The organism is Amycolatopsis ponsaeliensis (assembly GCF_030182635.1).
Classification (GTDB): domain Bacteria; phylum Actinomycetota; class Actinomycetes; order Mycobacteriales; family Pseudonocardiaceae; genus Amycolatopsis; species Amycolatopsis ponsaeliensis.
This window is the reverse complement of sequence record NZ_JAPZLD010000035.1, coordinates 35,033-52,617: the sequence shown is the minus strand read 5'-3', so window position 1 is coordinate 52,617 and position 17,585 is coordinate 35,033. Positions and strand designations below refer to the sequence as shown.

The 17,585-nt window shown below is 70.2% G+C and carries 15 protein-coding genes; 11 read left to right on the top strand and 4 right to left on the bottom strand.

What is annotated here, in order from left to right:
• The first annotated feature begins 21 nt into the window (after positions 1–21).
• The 11 genes from QQ657_RS38820 to QQ657_RS38770 all read left to right on the top strand — a co-directional run bounded on the left by QQ657_RS38820 (position 22) and on the right by QQ657_RS38770 (position 13,434).
• A complete protein-coding gene (locus QQ657_RS38820; protein WP_284747334.1) occupies positions 22–714 on the top strand; it encodes a GntR family transcriptional regulator in 693 nt (230 codons plus the stop codon).
• A complete protein-coding gene (locus QQ657_RS38815) occupies positions 711–1,730 on the top strand; it encodes an ADP-ribosylglycohydrolase family protein (protein WP_284747333.1) in 1,020 nt (339 codons plus the stop codon). The genes QQ657_RS38820 and QQ657_RS38815 overlap by 4 nt, the downstream gene beginning before the upstream one ends.
• A 14-nt stretch (positions 1,731–1,744) precedes the next feature.
• Positions 1,745–3,184, top strand: coding sequence for a purine-cytosine permease family protein (locus QQ657_RS38810; RefSeq protein ID WP_284747332.1), 1,440 nt, complete (start codon positions 1,745–1,747; stop codon positions 3,182–3,184).
• Positions 3,181–3,708, top strand: coding sequence for a cysteine hydrolase family protein (locus QQ657_RS38805; RefSeq protein WP_284747331.1), 528 nt, complete (start codon positions 3,181–3,183; stop codon positions 3,706–3,708). The genes QQ657_RS38810 and QQ657_RS38805 overlap by 4 nt, the downstream gene beginning before the upstream one ends.
• 10 nt (positions 3,709–3,718) lie before the next feature.
• The gene (locus QQ657_RS38800; protein WP_284747330.1) at positions 3,719–6,802 is read left to right on the top strand and encodes an NACHT domain-containing protein; all 3,084 of its coding nucleotides are present in this window, start codon (positions 3,719–3,721) and stop codon (positions 6,800–6,802) included.
• Positions 6,799–7,632 (top strand): alpha/beta fold hydrolase, encoded by an 834-nt coding sequence (locus QQ657_RS38795; protein ID WP_284747329.1) that lies wholly within the window; start codon positions 6,799–6,801, stop codon positions 7,630–7,632. Before QQ657_RS38800 ends, QQ657_RS38795 begins: the two co-directional genes overlap by 4 nt.
• An 86-nt stretch (positions 7,633–7,718) precedes the next feature.
• Complete coding sequence (gene idi, locus QQ657_RS38790) at positions 7,719–8,282, top strand: isopentenyl-diphosphate Delta-isomerase (RefSeq protein ID WP_284747328.1); 564 nt, start codon at positions 7,719–7,721, stop codon at positions 8,280–8,282.
• Positions 8,283–8,402: 120 nt separating this feature from the next.
• Entirely contained in the window at positions 8,403–9,092 is a 690-nt protein-coding gene (locus tag QQ657_RS38785) for a GGDEF domain-containing protein (protein WP_284747327.1), read from the top strand.
• Between the two features lie 1,487 nt (positions 9,093–10,579).
• Positions 10,580–12,007 (top strand): LCP family protein, encoded by a 1,428-nt coding sequence (locus tag QQ657_RS38780; protein WP_284747419.1) that lies wholly within the window; start codon positions 10,580–10,582, stop codon positions 12,005–12,007.
• An 84-nt stretch (positions 12,008–12,091) separates the two neighbouring features.
• Positions 12,092–12,757 (top strand): phosphate signaling complex protein PhoU, encoded by a 666-nt coding sequence (gene phoU / locus QQ657_RS38775; RefSeq protein ID WP_284747326.1) that lies wholly within the window; start codon positions 12,092–12,094, stop codon positions 12,755–12,757.
• Between the two features lie 116 nt (positions 12,758–12,873).
• Complete coding sequence (locus QQ657_RS38770; RefSeq protein WP_284747325.1) at positions 12,874–13,434, top strand: dihydrofolate reductase family protein; 561 nt, start codon at positions 12,874–12,876, stop codon at positions 13,432–13,434.
• 81 nt (positions 13,435–13,515) lie between these two features.
• Here the strand turns inward: QQ657_RS38770 and pstB are convergent, their stop codons facing one another.
• From pstB to pstS, 4 genes are read right to left on the bottom strand one after another with little or no spacing between them, the layout of a single operon-like run.
• On the bottom strand, positions 13,516–14,292 hold the full coding sequence (pstB, locus tag QQ657_RS38765) for a phosphate ABC transporter ATP-binding protein PstB (protein WP_284747324.1): 777 nt from the start codon (positions 14,290–14,292) through the stop codon (positions 13,516–13,518).
• Between the two features lie 10 nt (positions 14,293–14,302).
• Entirely contained in the window at positions 14,303–15,220 is a 918-nt protein-coding gene (gene pstA / locus QQ657_RS38760; protein WP_284747323.1) for a phosphate ABC transporter permease PstA, read from the bottom strand.
• Positions 15,221–15,222: 2 nt separating this feature from the next.
• On the bottom strand, positions 15,223–16,287 hold the full coding sequence (gene pstC / locus QQ657_RS38755) for a phosphate ABC transporter permease subunit PstC (protein WP_284747322.1): 1,065 nt from the start codon (positions 16,285–16,287) through the stop codon (positions 15,223–15,225).
• 52 nt (positions 16,288–16,339) lie between these two features.
• Positions 16,340–17,470, bottom strand: coding sequence for a phosphate ABC transporter substrate-binding protein PstS (gene pstS / locus QQ657_RS38750; protein WP_284747321.1), 1,131 nt, complete (start codon positions 17,468–17,470; stop codon positions 16,340–16,342).
• Between the last annotated feature and the right edge of the window lie 115 nt (positions 17,471–17,585).

Sequence of the window (17,585 nt, the reverse complement as noted above, 5' to 3'; positions counted from 1 at the left end):
GCAGCGTGTACAGGTGTGTACATGTACAGCAAACGGCAGCAGCTCGTCGGCGACCTCTCCGACCTGATCCGGTCGGGCCGGCTCGCCCACGGTGAGCGTCTCCCGGGCGAGAACCAGCTCGCCGAGCAGTACCAGGTCAGCCGCGGGACCGTCCGCAGCGCCCTCTCCGAGCTCCAGCAGCTCGAACTGATCTCCACCCAGGCCGGGGTCGGGTCGTTCGTCACCTTCGACGGCGTCCAGCTCGACCAGCGGCTCGGCTGGGCCCAGGCCCTCGCCGACGCCGGGGCGCCCGTCAGCACGCGGCTCCTCGGCATCGAGACCGTCGAAGACCGGGCCCTCGAAGAAGAGTTCGGCGAGAAGACCTACGTCGCCGTGCGGCGGCTGCGGCTGGAGCACGACTGTGGCGTCTCGCTGGAGACCGCCACCGTCTCCGCCGACGGTGCGCTCGCCGACCTCCCCGAGACCGGCCTGCGGGACGGCTCCCTCACCAAGACCCTCGAGGCCGCCGGCCGGATCTCCGTCGGCGGCGACCAGTGGATCAGCACCCAGCGCCTCGACGCCGGCGACGCCGAGCTCCTCGGCCGCGGCGCCGGCGAGCTCTTCCTCCGCGCCGAACGCACTTCGGTCGACGCCGAAGGCCGGCTCGTCGAGCGGGTCGTGAGCCTGCTGGACCCGGACCGGTTCCAGTTCCACCTCACCTTCGGACACCGGTGAACGCGCGGGACCGGGCGCTCGGCGCGTTCACCGGGCTCGCCGTCGGCGACGCGCTCGGCATGCCGACGCAGTCCATGTCCCGCGCCGCCATCGCCGCCGCCTACGGGCCGGTCACCGGCCTGCTCAGCGCCGTCGCCGAGCAGCCGATCGCGCCGTCGATGCCCGCCGGGTCGGTCACCGACGACACCGAGCAGGCCGTCCTGCTGGCCCGCCTCCTCATCGACGGCCGCGGCACCGTCGAGCCGCACGTCTTCGCCGACGCCCTGCTCATCTGGGAAGCGGACATGATCCGCCGCGGCTCCGCGGACCTCCTCGGCCCGTCGACGAAACGCGCGCTCTCGCAACTCCAGAACGGCGTCCCCGCCGAAGAGGCCGGCCGCACCGGGACGACCAACGGCGCCGCCATGCGCGTCACGCCGGTCGGCATCGCGACCCCCTCCGAAGACCTCCACGCGCTGGTCGACGCCGTCGCCGCGACCGCGCGCGTCACGCACAACACCAGCCTCGGCATCGCCTCCGCCGCCGCGGTCGCGGCCACCGTGTCCGCCGGGGTCGAGGGCGCGAGCCTGTCCGAAGCACTCGACGCCGGCGAGCGCGCGGCCGTCGTCGGCGGGGAACGCGGGCACTGGGCGGCAGGCGGGGAGATCGCCGCCCGGATCGGCTGGGCCCGCGGCTGGGTGCGGGACATGGCGCCGGCCGCCGTCGCCGACGCGGTCGCCCGCGTGATCGGCACGTCGGTCGCGTCGCAGGAGTCCGTCGTGGCGGCGTTCGCGCTGGCCGAGGCGATGGGCGACGACCCGCCGGCGGCGCTGCGCCTGGCCGCCGGGCTCGGCGGCGATACCGACACCGTCGCGGCGATCTGCGGGGCGATGCTCGGCGCCACGCACGGTGTGGGTGCGTTCCGGCCCGATGTCGTCGAGACTGTGCTCTCGGTGAACCGTCTCGAATTCGGGCCGCTCGTCGACGAGCTGCTCGCCCTCCGGCGGCGGACCGGGAAGCGTCACACCACCTACTGACCAGGGGGCGGGCCATGACCGAAGCGGGCACGCGGAAGCTCAAGGTGGAGACCAACGGCCTCGACGTCATCGACGACGCCGAACGTCGCGGCCGGCCACGCCAGCTGTTCTGGCCGTGGTTCGGCGCGAACGTCTCGGTACTGGGGCTGAGCTACGGCTCGTTCACCCTCGGCTTCGGCATCTCGTTCTGGCAGGCGCTGGTCGCCGGCGTCGTCGGCATCCTGTTCTCGTTCCTCCTGTGCGGGTTCATCGCGATCGCGGGCAAACGCGGGTCGGCGCCGACGATGCTGCTCTCGCGCGCGGCTTTCGGCGTCCGGGGCAACCGGCTGCCGTCGGCGATTTCGTGGCTGCTCACGGTCGGCTGGGAAACCGTGCTCACCGCGCTGGCGACGCTCGCCACGTCGACCGTCTTCGAACGGCTCGGCTGGGGCGGCGGGACCGCGACGAAGGTGATCGCGCTGGTCGTGGTCGCTGCGCTGACCGTCGCCGCCGGTGTCCTCGGCTTCGACGCGATCATGAAGCTGCAGACGTGGATCACCTGGATCACCGGCGTGCTCACGATCGTCTACGTCGTCCTGGTCGTCGGCGACGTGCATTGGGAAACCGTCAGCGCGCTGCCGTCCGGCTCGGCGCAGCAGTGGGTCGGCGCGCTGGTGTTCCTGATGACCGGCTTCGGCCTCGGCTGGGTCAACGCGGCCGCGGACTACTCGCGCTACCTGCCGCGGTCGTCGTCGAGCCGCGGGGTGGTCGGCTGGACGACGTTCGGCGCGTCGGTGGCGCCGCTGGTCCTGCTGGTGTTCGGGCTGCTGCTGGCGGGCTCGTCCACCGAGCTGAACGGCGCCATCGCGAAGGACCCGATCGGCGCGCTGACGACGTTGCTGCCGCTGTGGTTCCTGGTGCCGTTCGCGCTCGTCGCGGTGCTCGGCCTGGTCGGCGGCGCGGTGCTGGACATCTACTCGTCCGGGCTGGCGCTCCTGTCGGCCGGCCTGCGCGTCCGGCGGCCGGTGGCGGCGTTCGTGGACGGCGTGCTCATGGTGGCGGGCACGATCTACATCGTGTTCTTCGGCGGCGAGTTCCTCGGCCAGTTCCAGGGTTTCCTGGTGACGCTGGGCGTGCCGGTGGCGGCGTGGTGCGGCGTGATGCTCGCGGACGTCCTGCTGCGCCGGCGCGACTACGCCGAGCCGGACCTGTTCGACCCGGCGGGCCGCTACGGCGACGTCCGGTTCGGGCCGATCGCGCTGGTGCTGGTGGCGACAGCGCTCGGCTGGGGCCTGGTCACGAACACCGCGGCGGGCTGGCTGCAGTGGCAGGGCTACCTCCTCGGGCTGTTCGGCCTCGGCGGTCGCGACGGCTCGTGGGCGTACGCGAACCTCGGCGTCCTGGTGGCGCTGGTCCTCGGCTTCGCCGTCACTTTGCTTACGCGGCAACGTGTTCGCGCGCAGGAGACGGCGTGAAGTCGGTCCTGGCGGTCATCGACCTGCAGAACGTGTTCGCCACCCCGGCGAGCGAATGGTTCACCCCGCGCTTCGCCGAGGTGCTGCCGCCGATCCACCGCTTGGTGACGGCGTTCGGCAACGACGTCGTCTTCACCCGCTTCATCGCCCCGGCGCACCCGGAAGGGGCGTGGAAGCAGTACTACGAGCAGTGGCCGTTCGCGCTGAGGCCGCCGGATGACCAGCTGTACCAAGTGATCGACGAGTTCGACCCGCCGTCCACAGTGGACGCTACGACGTTCGGCAAGTGGACCCCGCGGTTGGCGACGCGCGTGGGCGGCGCCCGGCTGGTACTGGCGGGCGTGTCGACGGACTGCTGCGTGCTGTCGACGGCGCTGGCCGCGGCGGACGCGGGGGTGTCGGTGACGGTGGTGTCCGACGCGTGCGCGGGCGTGGACGACGAGAGTCACGCGAAGGCGCTGGACCTCATGCGGCTGTACGGGCCGCTGGTGAAGGTGGCCACGACGGACGAGGTGCTGGGCTAGGCTCGCCTCGGTGAGCCTCGAAGCCTCGGCCATCGCGTTGACGACAGCGGTGGTCAAGGCCGCCGCGAAGCTCTGGCTCGGCGACCGCCCGATCGCGGCCGACGCCTCGGCGAAGGTGTTCGACCTGCTGGAGAAGCAGGTCACCGGCCTCAACGACCGCCGGAACCTTCGGTTGCTGTTCACGAACCTCGAGTCCCGGGTCGCCGACCGCCTGCTGCCGTTCCTCGACGTCGAGTTCCGCGCGCTGCCGGAGAACGAGCGGACTGCGGCGGTGGACGCGGCCCGCGAGACGTTCGACCGGGCGGCCCTGACCGACGACGACCTGTTCGCGACCGACCTCGACGCGGCGTTCCTGTACCGCTCCCTCCTCCGGACGGCCCCCGGCGCCACGTCCCTGCTGTCGGCCGACGCGACGGAGCTGTACCGGCGGGTGCTCCGGGAGTGCTGCGCGTACCTGGTGCAGGTGACGAGCACCCTGCCCCGCTTCCAGCCCGGCGCGCTGGTCGAGGTGCTCCGCCGCGAGACGGAGATCCTGGAGACGGTCCGGAACGTTTTGGCGACTCTGCCGGAACGCCGCCACCCGGACGACTTCGCGGCGGACTTCCGCCGCCAGGTCGTGACGGCGTTGGACCGGATGGCGCTGTTCGGCGTGGGCCTGACCGACGCGACCCGGCTGTACCCGCTGTCGGTCGCGTACCTGAGCCTGAGCGTCAGCGCCGACGACGACGGTCCGCCCGCCGGCCGGATCGAGCACGTGCTGCCCCGCACCCGGCGGATCCTGCTGCGCGGCGAGGCGGGCTCCGGCAAGACGACGATGCTGCAGTGGCTGGCCGTGCAGTGCGCGAGCCGGCAGCTGCAGGATGCCGACGGCTGGGCCGACCTGGAGCCGTTCCTGGTTCGGCTGCGGCGGTTCAGCCGGTCGCCGCTGCCCACGCCGGAACGCTTCCTCGACGAGGTCGGCAGGCACATCGCCGACGAGATGCCGCCGGGCTGGGTGCACAAGCGGCTGCGCAAGGGGTGGGCCGTCGTCCTCGTCGACGGAATCGACGAGCTGCCGGACGAGCGCCGCCGCGAGGTGCGCGGCTGGCTCCGGGAACTCGTCGGCGCATTCCCGAAGGCCCGGTTCGTCGTCACCACCCGCCCGGCCGCGGTGGCCCCCGGCTGGCTGCGCGGCGAAGGGTTCACCGAAGTCCGCCTCCAGCCGATGACCCCGCGCGACGTCCGCACGTTCGTCAAGCGCTGGCACGCGGCGGTGCCGGCTCCCGAAGACCGCGGAGACGCGTTGATCGCGGTCATCGGCGCCCGGAGCGCGTTGCGGCGGCTCGCCGAGAACCCGCTGATGTGCGCGTTGCTCTGCGCTCTGCACCAGGAGGGCAACGGACGCCTGCCCGACAACCGCATGGAGCTCTACGACGTCGCGCTGCGCATGCTGCTCGACAGCCGGGACGTCGAGCGCCGGATCGAAGCCACCGTGCGGCTTTCGCTGACCGAAAAGCTCGTGCTGCTGCGAAGTCTGGCTTACTGGCTGGTCCGCAACGGCCACACGGACGTCCCGGTGTCGGACGCCGAAGCCCGTGTCGCGGCGAAACTGCGCTCGATGGGCCAGATCGACGTCACACCGCACACGGTGTTCCGCCACCTCGTGGACCGCGGCGGCGTGCTGCGCGAACCGGTCCCGGGCCGGATCGACTTCGTGCACCGGACGTTCCAGGAGTACCTGGCCGCTCAGGCGGCGGTCGAAGAGGACGACATCGGCATCCTGACGGCGAACGCCCACCTGGACGAGTGGCGTGAGGTGGTGGTCCTGGCCGCGGGGCACGCGCATCCGGCGCAGCGCGAGCGCCTGCTGGACGGGATTCTCCGATGGGACGCGGACGAGCAGGAGCGGCTGAAGCTCGACCTGGTGGCGTTGGCGTGCTTGGAGACGTCGCCGGTGTTGACCGAGCGGCTGCGGAACGAGATCGAGGACCGGGCGAGCACCCTGATCCCGCCGTCGACCTTCGAGGAGGCGACGGCGCTGGCGGCGGCGGGCGAGTTCGTCTTGGACCTCCTCGCCGACAGCGAACCCGAGACCGCCACGGCGGTGGCTGCGACCGTCCACGCCATCGCGCTGATCGGCGGCCCTGGCGCGCTGGAGCTGCTGACCCGCTACCGCGACGCCCAAGACCAGCTGGTGGTGGACGTGCTGGTCGATGCCCGGAAACGGTTCGATCCAGCCGAGTTCGCAGAACGCGTGCTGGCCGATTTACCGATCGGATACCTGTTGGCGCCGGATCCGGCGGAACTGGCCGGCTTGGAACACCTGCGGCACCTCGAATACCTCGACTGCTGGTTCGCAGCCGGACACGGCGATCTCAGCTTCGTCCGGAAGCTTCCCCGGCTGAAGGGGCTCGAGGTCGCCGACGCGAGCGGGTTCGACCTGCGGTCACTAGCGGGCACTTCACTCGAACGCATCACGTTGACCGGCGACTTGTTCCCGGAGTCGACCGACATCGGGTCGCTTGCCGAAGTTCCCACCCTGCGCACCATTCTCGCCGAGGTGACGACGCACGGATGGGCGCGGCTTGCCGAGCTGCCGGGCCTGCGGTACCTCAAGCTGAGCTACGTCGAGGACCTCGACCGGTTCGCCGAGCTCGCCGCTTTGCCCCTTCTGCCCGCGCTGGGCGTCGAGGGCCTGCCGGAGCTGACCGACCTGCGTCCGCTGTCTTTCCTGGCGCGGCCGACCGGGCTGAGCTTCCGGAACTGTCCGCGTCTGCGGGAAGTGCACGCTCTCGCCGGCTGGGCCGGCAGCCTGACCCAGCTGAGCTTCAAGAACTGCCCCGAGATCGAGCCGAGCGTGCTGCCTTCGCTGACCGGGCTCCAGGTCCTGCAACTCACGAACACCCCGTTCCCGGACCTTCGGGTCCTGTCCGGACTCCCGGCGTTGCGGCACTTGACCCTGAACGGTCCCGCCGAGATCGACCTCACGCCCCTCGCCGGCCGGACCGACCTCGAGGTGCTCGTGGGCGGGGATGTCCAACTCGTCGGCGAGGAGCTGCTGGGCCCGGGGAGCCGAGTCGAACAGCTCGGGCGCGGCGGTAGATTCGGGCCGTGATCGACCACATCAGCATCCCCACCGAGGCCGGTTCCTTCGACGCCATCGCCGCCGGGCCCGAAGACGGGCGGCCTGTGCTGTTGCTGCACGGCTTCCCCGAAGCCGCCGCCGAGTGGGAGCACCAGGTCGCCACCCTCGGGGTGCTCGGGTACCGGGCCGTCGCTCCCGATCAGCGGGGCTACTCGCCCGGCGTCCGGCCCGAACAGGCCGCCGAATACTCGATCGACCACCTCGTCGAAGACGTCGTCGCCATCGCCGGGCAGCTGGGCTGGGCGCAGTTCGACCTCGTCGGGCACGACTGGGGTGGGGCCGTCGCCTGGTGGACCGCCGATGCGCACCCCGAACGCCTGCGCAGCCTGACCGTCGTCTCCACGCCGCACCCCGCCGCACTCGCCGAGGCCATGAAGACCGACGAAGACCAGCACCTGCGGACGCGCTACATGACCGAGTGGCGGCAGACCCGCGTCACCGAGCGGCGCATGCTGGAGAACGACGCCCGGGCGCTGCGGGACATGTTCGAACGGCGGGTCCCGCTGCACAAGATCGAGGACTACGTGCAACGCCTGTCCGAGCCGGGCGCGCTCACCGCGGCCCTCAACTGGTACCGCGCGGGCCGGCCGGGCGGGAAGATCGGCAAGATCTCCGTGCCGACGCTGTACATCTGGAGCACCGAGGACGTTTCGTTCGGCTCGATCGCCGCGCTCGACACCGCGAACTGGGTCACCGGGCCCTTCCGGTTCGAAATGGTCGAAGACGTCACACACTGGGTGCCCGAGGAGGCACCGGAAGCCGTCACCTCACTCATCGTCGAGCATCTCGACGCGCGGTAACCGCCCATCACCCGGCCGGGCGGACCGCCGGTAACCCACCCGGCTCGCGGTACGGGCCGCTCCGGCTCGTCGTGTTCACTGGGCCCGTGGACATCGCGATCGAACCCGAGACCGAGCAGGTCGTCTTCGTCACCGAAGACGGCGTACCCACCGGCGAGACCGGCCCGAAGCTGGCCAGTCACCACGAGCACACCCGGTTGCACCTGGCCTTCTCCTGCTACGTCCTGCGACGCGGCGACAACGCCCTGCTGATCACCCAGCGCGCGCTGCACAAGAAGGTCTGGCCCGGGGTCTGGACCAACAGCGTCTGCGGTCACCCGGCACCCGGCGAGTCCCTCGAGGACGCCGTCCGCCGGCGCGCGGCCTACGAGATCGGGCTGCCGTCGCTGTCCGGGCTGCACTGCGTGCTGCCGAGCTACCGCTACCGGACGCCGCCGTTCCAGGGGATCGTCGAGAACGAGTTCTGCCCGGTCTTCGCCGCCTGGGCCGACGTCGAACCCGAACCGAACCCGGCCGAGGTCGGCGGCTGGCGGTGGGTCAGCTGGGCCGACTACCAGGAGCTACTGAACGACGAGACGGCTAATGTGAGTTACTGGGCCAAAGATCAGTTCTCCCAGCTCAAGGGTCTCGAACCGTTCTCCGGACTCTGACCGTGTAACTCCGGAGCGTCACTGTCGTAGTCCCGTTTGAGGGAAATTCACCTTCGTCCGCACCCGCGCCTCAAGAGCGGCCTCCACTGCGACGACAACCAATGCGTGGTGGAGGTGGGCATGGTCGCCGGGGACGAAGGCGTGCTGCGCCGGAGCCCGCAGCCGCCGGACCTGCTGCGTCTCCACGAGGCCGTCGCCACGCTCTTCGCGACCCAGGGCGACTGGCGCCGCGCCTACCAGCACCTTCGCTCCGCGCTGGACATCGCCCGCGACGGCAGCCTGCGCGACGCGCTGACGTCGAGCTACAACCGCCGCTATCTCGACGAGCGCTTGTACGGACCGTTCACCGATCGGCCACCCGCCCGGCCGCGGCCGGCGCTGGGCATCGCGCTCGTCGATCTGGACCGCTTCAAGCGCGTGAACGACACGTACGGTCACCTCGTCGGCGATCGCGTCCTCCGCCGGGTGGCCGCTCTGCTCCAAGAGGGGCTGCCCCCTGAGGGCTTCTGCGCCCGCTACGGCGGCGAGGAGTTCGTGCTGTGGCTGCCCGGCGTCGACGCCGGGCACGCGGTCCGCATCGTCGACGCCGCCCGGCTGCGCGTCGCCCGTCACCCCTGGTCAGAACTCCAGCCGGGGCTGCACGTGACCATCAGCGCCGGGCTCGCCCACGAGGGGCCGGACGCCCCGACGCCGCCCGAGCGCCAGCTGCGCGACGCCGATGACCTCCTTTACGCGGCGAAACGGGCCGGGCGCAACAAAGTCGCCTATCAGGACGCGCAAAGCACGCAGTTAATAACCCACTCTGAGTAACGTAAACGCCGCATTACCCCGGAAAGCTGCGGGCACCCTTCACCCGTTTGTCGACGGCCAGCGGCCGTTCGTCGACTCAAGGTGAAGAAAATTCCGGGAGGGTGTCGTCACGAACGGGGGGTATCCGTACGATAACGAAAACCTCCGGGGGAACGATCACCTCTCGCGGGGGAAGACGGCCAAGTAACAAACCCGCCTTCGATCGCGCGAAAGGAGACCGAGTGCCCGACGAGCACGACAGCCCGGGGACCGGTCGCCGTTCGGACGGTCCCGCGCGGCCCCGCACCGGCAGACGCCGGTCGATGGAGGACCAAGGCGGGATCAGCGTCTCGGACGTCGTGGCCAAGTCGACCGGCGTTCGCCCGGTCCCGGCCCGCGAGGACCACTCCGAGCAGCCCGGACGCCGTGCCCGCGCCGCCGAACCACCCGCCCCGCCGGCTCCGGCGCGAGGTGCGCATTCGCGGGCACCGCAGGCGCCCGCCGAGAACCCAGTACCCACGGACGCCACGCGTCAACCGCGCCCGCCGCGGCCGCGCCAGCCGCGCCGCACGACGGCGGCCGCCCCGCAGCCGGAGGCCCCGCTCCAGCGCCGCCCGCCGGTCGCGAACCCGGGCCCGCAGCAGACGTCGGCCGCCCCGCAGCCGCCTCGGCGCCCTCGCCGTCCCGCGGCCGGTCCCGACGGCGCCGCACCCCAGCGCCCTGACAGCGCACGTCAGCGCCCCACGGCCGATGATGCCGCGCTCCAGGCCGACGGTGCCGCACCCCGGCGGCCCGAAAGCGCACGTCAGCGCCCCACAGTGGATGACGGCGCCGCTCGCCAGCGCCCCGCGGCCGACGCACCCCCGCGCTCCGCCGATGACAGCACCGGGCTTCGCCGCCCCGGACAGCGCGCTGCCGCTGCTGCGGCCGACGCTGCCCAGCGTCCGGCTGACGGCGGTGCCGCACCCCGTCCCACCCGCCAGCGGCCCAGCGCCGAGGGAGCAGTACCCCAGCGCCCGACGGCCGAAGACGGCCCTCGCCGCCCCGACAGCGCCGCCCGTCAGCGCCCCGCGGCCGACGCATCCCGTCGGCCCGCAGCTCCCGCCGAAGGTCTCGCACCTCAGCGCTCCGCGGCCGACGCATCCCGCCGATCCGCGACTCCCGCCGAAGGTCTCGCACCTCAGCGCTCCGCGGCCGACGCACCCCGCCGGCCAGCGGCCCCCGCCGACGGTCCCGCACCTCAGCGCCCCATGGCCGACGCACCCCGCCGATCCGCGACCCCCGCCGAAGGTCCCGCCGCCGACGCACCCCGCCGTCCCCAGGACGGGGCCGCACCTCGCCGGCCGGCGGTCACCTCGGCGTCCGAAGCACCCGCGCGCAAGCGGCCCACCCCGGACTCCCCGGCACCCCAACCCCAGCGTCCGGCCCCGGACACCGAGACCCCCACGCCGGAAGGCGAAGCAGCTGCGGCGAGCAGGGGCGATGCCCCGATGCGCCGTCCGGGCGCGGTGCCGTCGCGCGCCGAGCTCGACCCGCTGACCATGACCGACGAGATGGAAGCGATCGACGAGGCGACGCAGTACCGCCGCAAGATCGACCACACTCTCGCCCGGTTCTCGGCCGCCCACGACGAGATGAACGCCGAAGAGGCGAAGCGACGCGAACGTCGTGAACGCCTTTCGCCTGCTTCGCTGATCGAGAGCACACGCACGGCGCTTCAGCGCGTCGTCACACCGGCGCCGTCTCCCGAAGAAGAGGTCGACGCCGCGCAGACCGCGCTGCAGGAGAAGAAGGCGCGGAACATCGAGCGCTCGGCCCGGTTCGGCCGGATCGCCGCCGCCGTCGTCGCCGGACTCGTGTTCCTCGGCATCGGGGGCGCGTGGGGCGCCCAGACCTACTTCGACGCCAAGTTCACCCAAGTCTCCGCCCTCGACGAGAACTCGTCCGACATCCAGGACGCCGACGCGCAGGCCAACGACGAGAACTTCCTCATGGTGGGCTCGGACACGCGTGACGGCGCGACCGCCGAAGAAGGCATCGGCACCGCGGACAGCACGCCCGGCGCCCGGAGCGACACCGTGATGGTGGCGCACATCCCGGCCGACCGGAAGCGGGTCGTCGTCACGTCGTTCCCGCGCGACCTCGAGATCAACCGGCCGGACTGCCAGAAGTGGGACCCGGCGCAGAACAAGACGACCGACGAGGTCTTCCCCGGCCAGAAGATCGCCAAGCTCAACACCGCCTACGCGGTCGGCGGCCCGGCGTGCGTGACCAAGGTGATCCAGCAGATCACCGGCCTGCGGATCAACCACTTCATCGGCATCGACTTCAACGGCTTCAAGGAGATGGTCGACGCCGTGCACGGTGTCACCGTGCACAACGAGAAGCCGATCGACGACGGCATCCTCGGCAAGGTGCTGCTGGAGACCGGGGACGTCACGATCTCCGGCGACCAGGCGCTGAACTTCGTGCGCGCCCGGCACGTCAAGGGCGACCCGACGTCGGACTACGGCCGGATCAAGCGGCAGCAGGAGTTCATCGGCGCGCTGCTCAAGAAGGTCATGTCGTCGGACGTCGTGCTCGACCCCGGCAAGCTCAGCGACTTCATCACCGCCTTCGCGAAGGCCACCTTCGGCGACAACCTCGGCGTCAAGCAGATGATGACGCTGGCGCAGTCGATGAAGGGCATGGACCAGTCGAAGATCTCGTTCCTGACCGTGCCGACGACCGGCGAGGCCAACAGCCGCGGCAACGAGGTTCTCGTCCGCAGCAAGACGAAGGCCCTCTTCGACGCGCTGCGCAACAACACCCCGCTGCCGGACCCGAACGCGCCCGTCCCCGTTAGCGAGCAGCCGGCGCCGACCAGCACGTCGAAGTCGTCGTCCAAGACCACTTCCAAGACCACGACGAGCAAGAAGACGAGCACCACGGGCTGATCCCGCGAGGATCGTTAGTCCGGGTTCACGTGCGGTTCACCCGGCGATGAGGTGTTTGGCCACGGTTGGCCGTAGGGTTGGGCCATGCGTGAGGCTTACCATGTCGAACTCGAACAGCTCGCCGTCAACCTGGCCGGGATGTCGGTCCAGGTCGCCGACGCCATGGAGCGCGCCACGCGCGCGCTGCTGGAGGTCGACCTCGGTCTCGCCGAGCAGGTCATCAGCGACGACGTGAAGGTCGACGACGCCCGCGCCCAGTGCGAGGAGCAGGCGTACGCGCTGCTCGCCCTGCAGGCGCCCGTGGCGACCGATCTGCGCACCGTGCTGGCGGCGATCCACGCCGCGGAAAGCCTGGAGCGGATGGGTGATCTGGCGCTGCACGTGGCGAAGGCGGCGCGGCGGCGCCACCCCGAGCCGGTGCTGCCCGAGGCCGTGAAGCCGTACTTCGCCGAGATGGGCGAGGTCGCGGTGAAGCTGGCCCGGTCGACCGAGCAGGTCATCAAGACGAAGGACGTCGAAGCGGCGAAGACGCTCGAGTCCGACGACGACCAGGTGGACGACATCCACCGCCACCTGTTCACGGTCCTGATGGACCGCGAGTGGCCGCACGGCGTGGCCGCGGCGGTCGACGTGACGCTGCTGGGCCGCTTCTACGAGCGCTACGCCGACCACGCGGTGTCGGTCGCGAAGCGGATGATCTTCGTGGTGACCGGCAAGATGCCGGGCTACGGCTCCGACGACGACATCTGAGAAGCCCGCGAGAAGCCCCTGACCGCCTGGTCAGGGGCTTTTTTCGTGGCGACCGATGAGTTTCGCGACGCCGGTGTCTCTCAACGGGTGACAGCACACTCACGAAGGAGCCGGCCATGCGCAACGTCATCGCCTACGTCAACCTCACCCTCGACGGCCACCTGGCCGGCCCGGCGGGCGAGCTGGACTGGATGTCGTCCGACCCCGGGCTGAACATCGCGCTCTCCGACGCGATGCGCTCCCGCGTCGACACGATCCTGACGGGCCGGAACTTCCACCACGGGATCGAGCGGAACTTCCGCGCCCAGGCCACCGACCCGGCGAGCCCGGCCGAGCTGGTCGACTTCGCCACCTGGATGATCTCGACGCCGCAGGTGGTCTTCTCCCGCTCACTCCGGGAAGCCGCCGCACCACACCGGATCGCGGGCGAGGACCTCGCGGCCGAGGTCGCCGGGCTGAAGGCGTTGCCGGGCAAGGACATGGTGCTCTTCGGCGGGGTGTCGATCGTGCAGCAGTTCGCCCGGGCGGGATTGGTGGACGAATACTGGATCAAGCTCTACCCGACGGCGATCGGGGCGGGGCAGCCGCTGTTCACGGAACGGCGGACCGAATTGCGGCTCGTGGAAAGCAAGGCGTGGGAATCGGGAATTCTCACCCTTCGCTATGTCCCGGCGTGATTATCCACAAAGGACAAAGAAGAAGGCCCTTCTCGCCGGCCCCGAGCGCCGGCGAGAAAGGCCTTCGACCCCAACGACAACTCAGCCGAAACGCCCGGAAATGTAGTCTTCCGTGGCCTTCTCGTCCGGGTTGGAGAAGATCTTCTCCGTGTCGTTGAGCTCCACCAGCCGGCCCGGCTGCCCCACGCCCGCCAGGTTGAAGAACGCCGTCTGGTCGGAAACCCGCGCCGCCTGCTGCATGTTGTGCGTGACGATGACGATCGTGTAGTCCTTCTTGAGCTCCCCGATCAGGTCCTCGATCGCCAGCGTCGAAATCGGGTCGAGGGCCGAGCACGGCTCGTCCATCAGGAGGACGTCCGGCTGGACCGCGATCGCCCGGGCGATGCAGAGCCGCTGCTGCTGGCCGCCCGACAGCCCGCCGCCGGGCTTGTTGAGGCGGTCCTTGACCTCGTTCCACAGGTTCGCGCCGCGCAGGGCACGCTCGGCGATCTCGTCGAGCGTCTTCTTGCCCTTGGTGCCGCCCAGCTTCAGGCCCGCGACGACGTTGTCCTTGATGGACATCGTCGGGAACGGGTTGGGGCGCTGGAACACCATGCCGATCGTGCGGCGCACCTGCACCGGGTCGACCGCCGACGCGTAGATGTTCTCGCCGTCCAGCAGGACGTCGCCCTCGACGCGGGCACCCGGGATGACCTCGTGCATGCGGTTCAGCGTGCGCAGCACCGTCGACTTGCCGCAGCCCGACGGGCCGATGAACGCGGTGACGTTGCGCGGCGGCACGGAAAGGGTGACACCGTCGACGGCGTGGAACTTGCCGTAGTAGATGTCCACGTCCTTGACGTCGATTCGCTTTGCCATGGCTTACAGCTCACTTCTTCTTCGGGGCGACAAGGCGCGCGAACACGGTGGCGAGGAGGTTGATGATCGCGATGATGAGCACCAGGGTCAGTGCCGCGCCCCAGATCCGGTCGAAGCCGACCGAGCCGGGATCCATCGAGTTGGTGACGCGCTCGTTGTTCATCAGCAGTGGGAGTGCCGCCTGCTCGCCGCTGAAGATGTCCCAGTTCGTGTAGGCGGAGTAGCCGACCAGGACCAGCAGCGGCGCCGTCTCGCCCATCACCCGGGCCAGCGCCATCATGATGCCGCCGATGATGCCGGACAGGGCCGTCGGCAGCACGATCTTCACGATCGTCTTCCACTTCGGCACACCCAGCGCGTACGACGCCTCGCGCAGGTCGTCCGGGACGATCCGCAGCATCTCCTCCGACGAGCGGACGACGACCGGGATCATCAGCAGCACCAGGGCCAGCGACACGGCGAAACCGCTGCGCGGCAGGCCGAACGTGGTGATCCAGAGCGCGTAGATGAACAGCGCCGCGACGATCGACGGGACACCGGAAAGGATGTCGACCATGAAGGTGGTGGCCTTCATGAGCTTGCCCCGGCCGTACTCGACCAGGTAGATCGCGACGAGCATGCCGATCGGCACCGCGATGATCGCGCAGACGAGGCCCTGCAGCAGGCTGCCGATGATCGCGTGCAGCACACCGCCGCCGACCTCGTCGGACAGGAAGTTGCCCAGGTCCTGCGACCACCAGTTGGTGTACGGGATGCGCTTGATGCCGTTCGCGATGACCGTGTACAGCACCCACACCAGCGGGACGACGGCGATCAGGAACGACAGCCAGACCAGCGTGGTCGCGAAGCCGTTCTTGACCTTGCGGGCCAGGCTGACCTGCTGGAACGCGGGCGTCGCCGCCGGGGCTTCGAGGGACGTGGTGGACATGCTCAGTCCCCCTTCTTGCCGATGACGGACCGCGCGGCGAAGTTGACCAGGAAGGTGAGCACGAACAGCACCAGGCCGGCCGCGATGTAGGCGCCGGCGGAAATCTCGTTGTTGAACTCGCTGTAGTTGGCGGCGATCTTCGAGGCGAAGGTGGCACCGCCGTCGAAGAGGCTCCAGTCGAAGTTGCGGCCCTGCGGGATGAGCAGGATGACGGCCAGCGCGATCGTCTCGCCCAGCGCGCGGCCGAGGCCGAGCATGGACGCGCCGACGTAGCCGGCCTTGCCGAACGGGAGCACCGTGGTGCGGATGACTTCCCAGCGCGTCGCGCCGAGCGCCAGGGCGCCCTCGAGGTGCGGGGTCGGCGTGCGCTCGAAGACCTCGCGCGAGAGCGACGTGATGATCGGCAGGATCATCACGGCCAGCACGATGCCCGCGGTGAAGATCGTGCCGCGCACACTCGGCGCGACGTTGCCGGGCGCCAGCAACGGGAACCACGAGAACGTGTCGTTGATCCACTGCGAGAACGGCTCGATCGCCGGGGCGAACACGAGGATGCCCCAGAGGCCGAAGATGATCGACGGCACCGCGGCGAGCAGGTCGATGACGTACGCGAACGGCCGCGCGAGCCGCTTGGGCGCGTACTGGGTCAGGAACAGCGCGATGCCCAGCGAGACCGGCATCGCGATGATCAGCGCCACGAGCGACGTCGCCACCGTGACCTCGAGGAGGTCGAGGATGCCGAACGACATGTTCGCGGGGTCGTTGGTCGACCAGCCGTGGTTGGTCAGGAAGTTGGCCTTGTCGGCCTGCAGCGCGGGGATCGCCTGGATGAGCAGGAAGAGCCCGATCAGGCCGATCAGGGCGACGACGAAGATCCCGGCCCCGGTGGTCAGGTTCTGGAAGATGCGGTCACCGGGCCGCTTCTTCGGTTTGTCACTCGCGGGCGGCTCGGGTGCCGCCGTCGAGGCTGGTTGCTCCGAAATCGGATCCTCCGGGGGCGTCGTGGCGGACGACGAACGCCCACCGGGGTCGCCGGTGGGCGTTCGCGTCGAGGATGACTCGCTCATCAGCTACTTCTGACCAGCCTCTATCAACTCGGGTGTCAGTCGCAATGCGGGATCAGGAGATCGCCTTGACGGCGGCCAGGACCTTGGTCTGCAGCGACTGCGGGATCGGCACGTAGCCCTTGGCGGACAGCGGCTGCTGACCGTCGGTGGCCGCCACCGTCAGGAACGCCTTGACGGCCTTCGCGACGTCCGGGTTCGCGTACTTCGAGCAGACGATCTCGTAGGTCGTCAGCAGCAGCGGGTAGGCACCCGGGGTGTTGCTGGCGTAGATGCCGTTGAGGTCGAGCGCGAGGTCGTTCGAGCCGTCCTTGAGGAACTTCGCCGCGTCGAGGGACTTCGCCACGTTCGCCGCGTTGAGCTCGACGCCGCCGGAGCCGCTGTCGATGAGAGCCGGGGTCAGGCCGTCCTTGGCGAACGCGCCCTCGACGTAGGTGATGGCGCCGTCGGCGGCCTTCACCGCGGTCGCGACACCGTTGGAGCCCTGCGCACCGTTGCCGACGCCACCGTTGAACTTCTTGCCGGCACCCTTGGTCCAGTCGGCCTTGGCGGCCGCGCCCAGGTACTTCTGGAAGTTGTCGGTGGTGCCCGACTCGTCGGCGCGGGACACGACCTGGATGGCCTTGTCCGGCAGGTTCAGGCTCTCGTTGCCCTTGACCGCCTTGATGGCCGGGTCGTTCCACTTGGTGATGCCGCCGCTGAAGATCTTGGCGGTGACCGACGGGGTCAGCGTCAGCTTGTCCACGCCCGACAGCTTGTAGGCGACCGCGATCGGGCCGACGACGAGCGGGATGTTCCAGGCGTCGCTGGCGCAGCGGGCCTTGGCGGCCGTCGCGTCGGCGTCCTTGATCGGCGAGTCCGAGCCGCCGAAGTCGATCTGGTTGGCGTTGAACTGCTTGACGCCCGCGCCCGAACCGCTCGGGTTGTAGTTGACCTGCTGGCCGGCGCACTTCTTGCTGAACTGCTGCGTGAAGATGTCGATGGCGTTCTTCTGGGCCGACGAACCTTCCGCGGAGAGCGGGCTCTTGCCACCGCACTCCACGTCGGCGGTGCCGGTCGCAGCGGGCGCCGAAGCCGAGTTCGAGCTGCTGCTGTTGGACGCCGCGGGGTCGGAACCACAGGCGGCGAGCACGAGGGCGGCGCTCGCGACGATGCCCACCGCGCTCAGGGGCCGCATGATCTTCACTGCTGTTTCCTCCATCAGGAGCTTGACCGGGTCGTCGCGGCGTGGTGCCGCGCCGGATCCGGACATTAGGCAGCCCTGGTGGACGGTCGGCCGTGAACAAATGAACGCGAAGTGA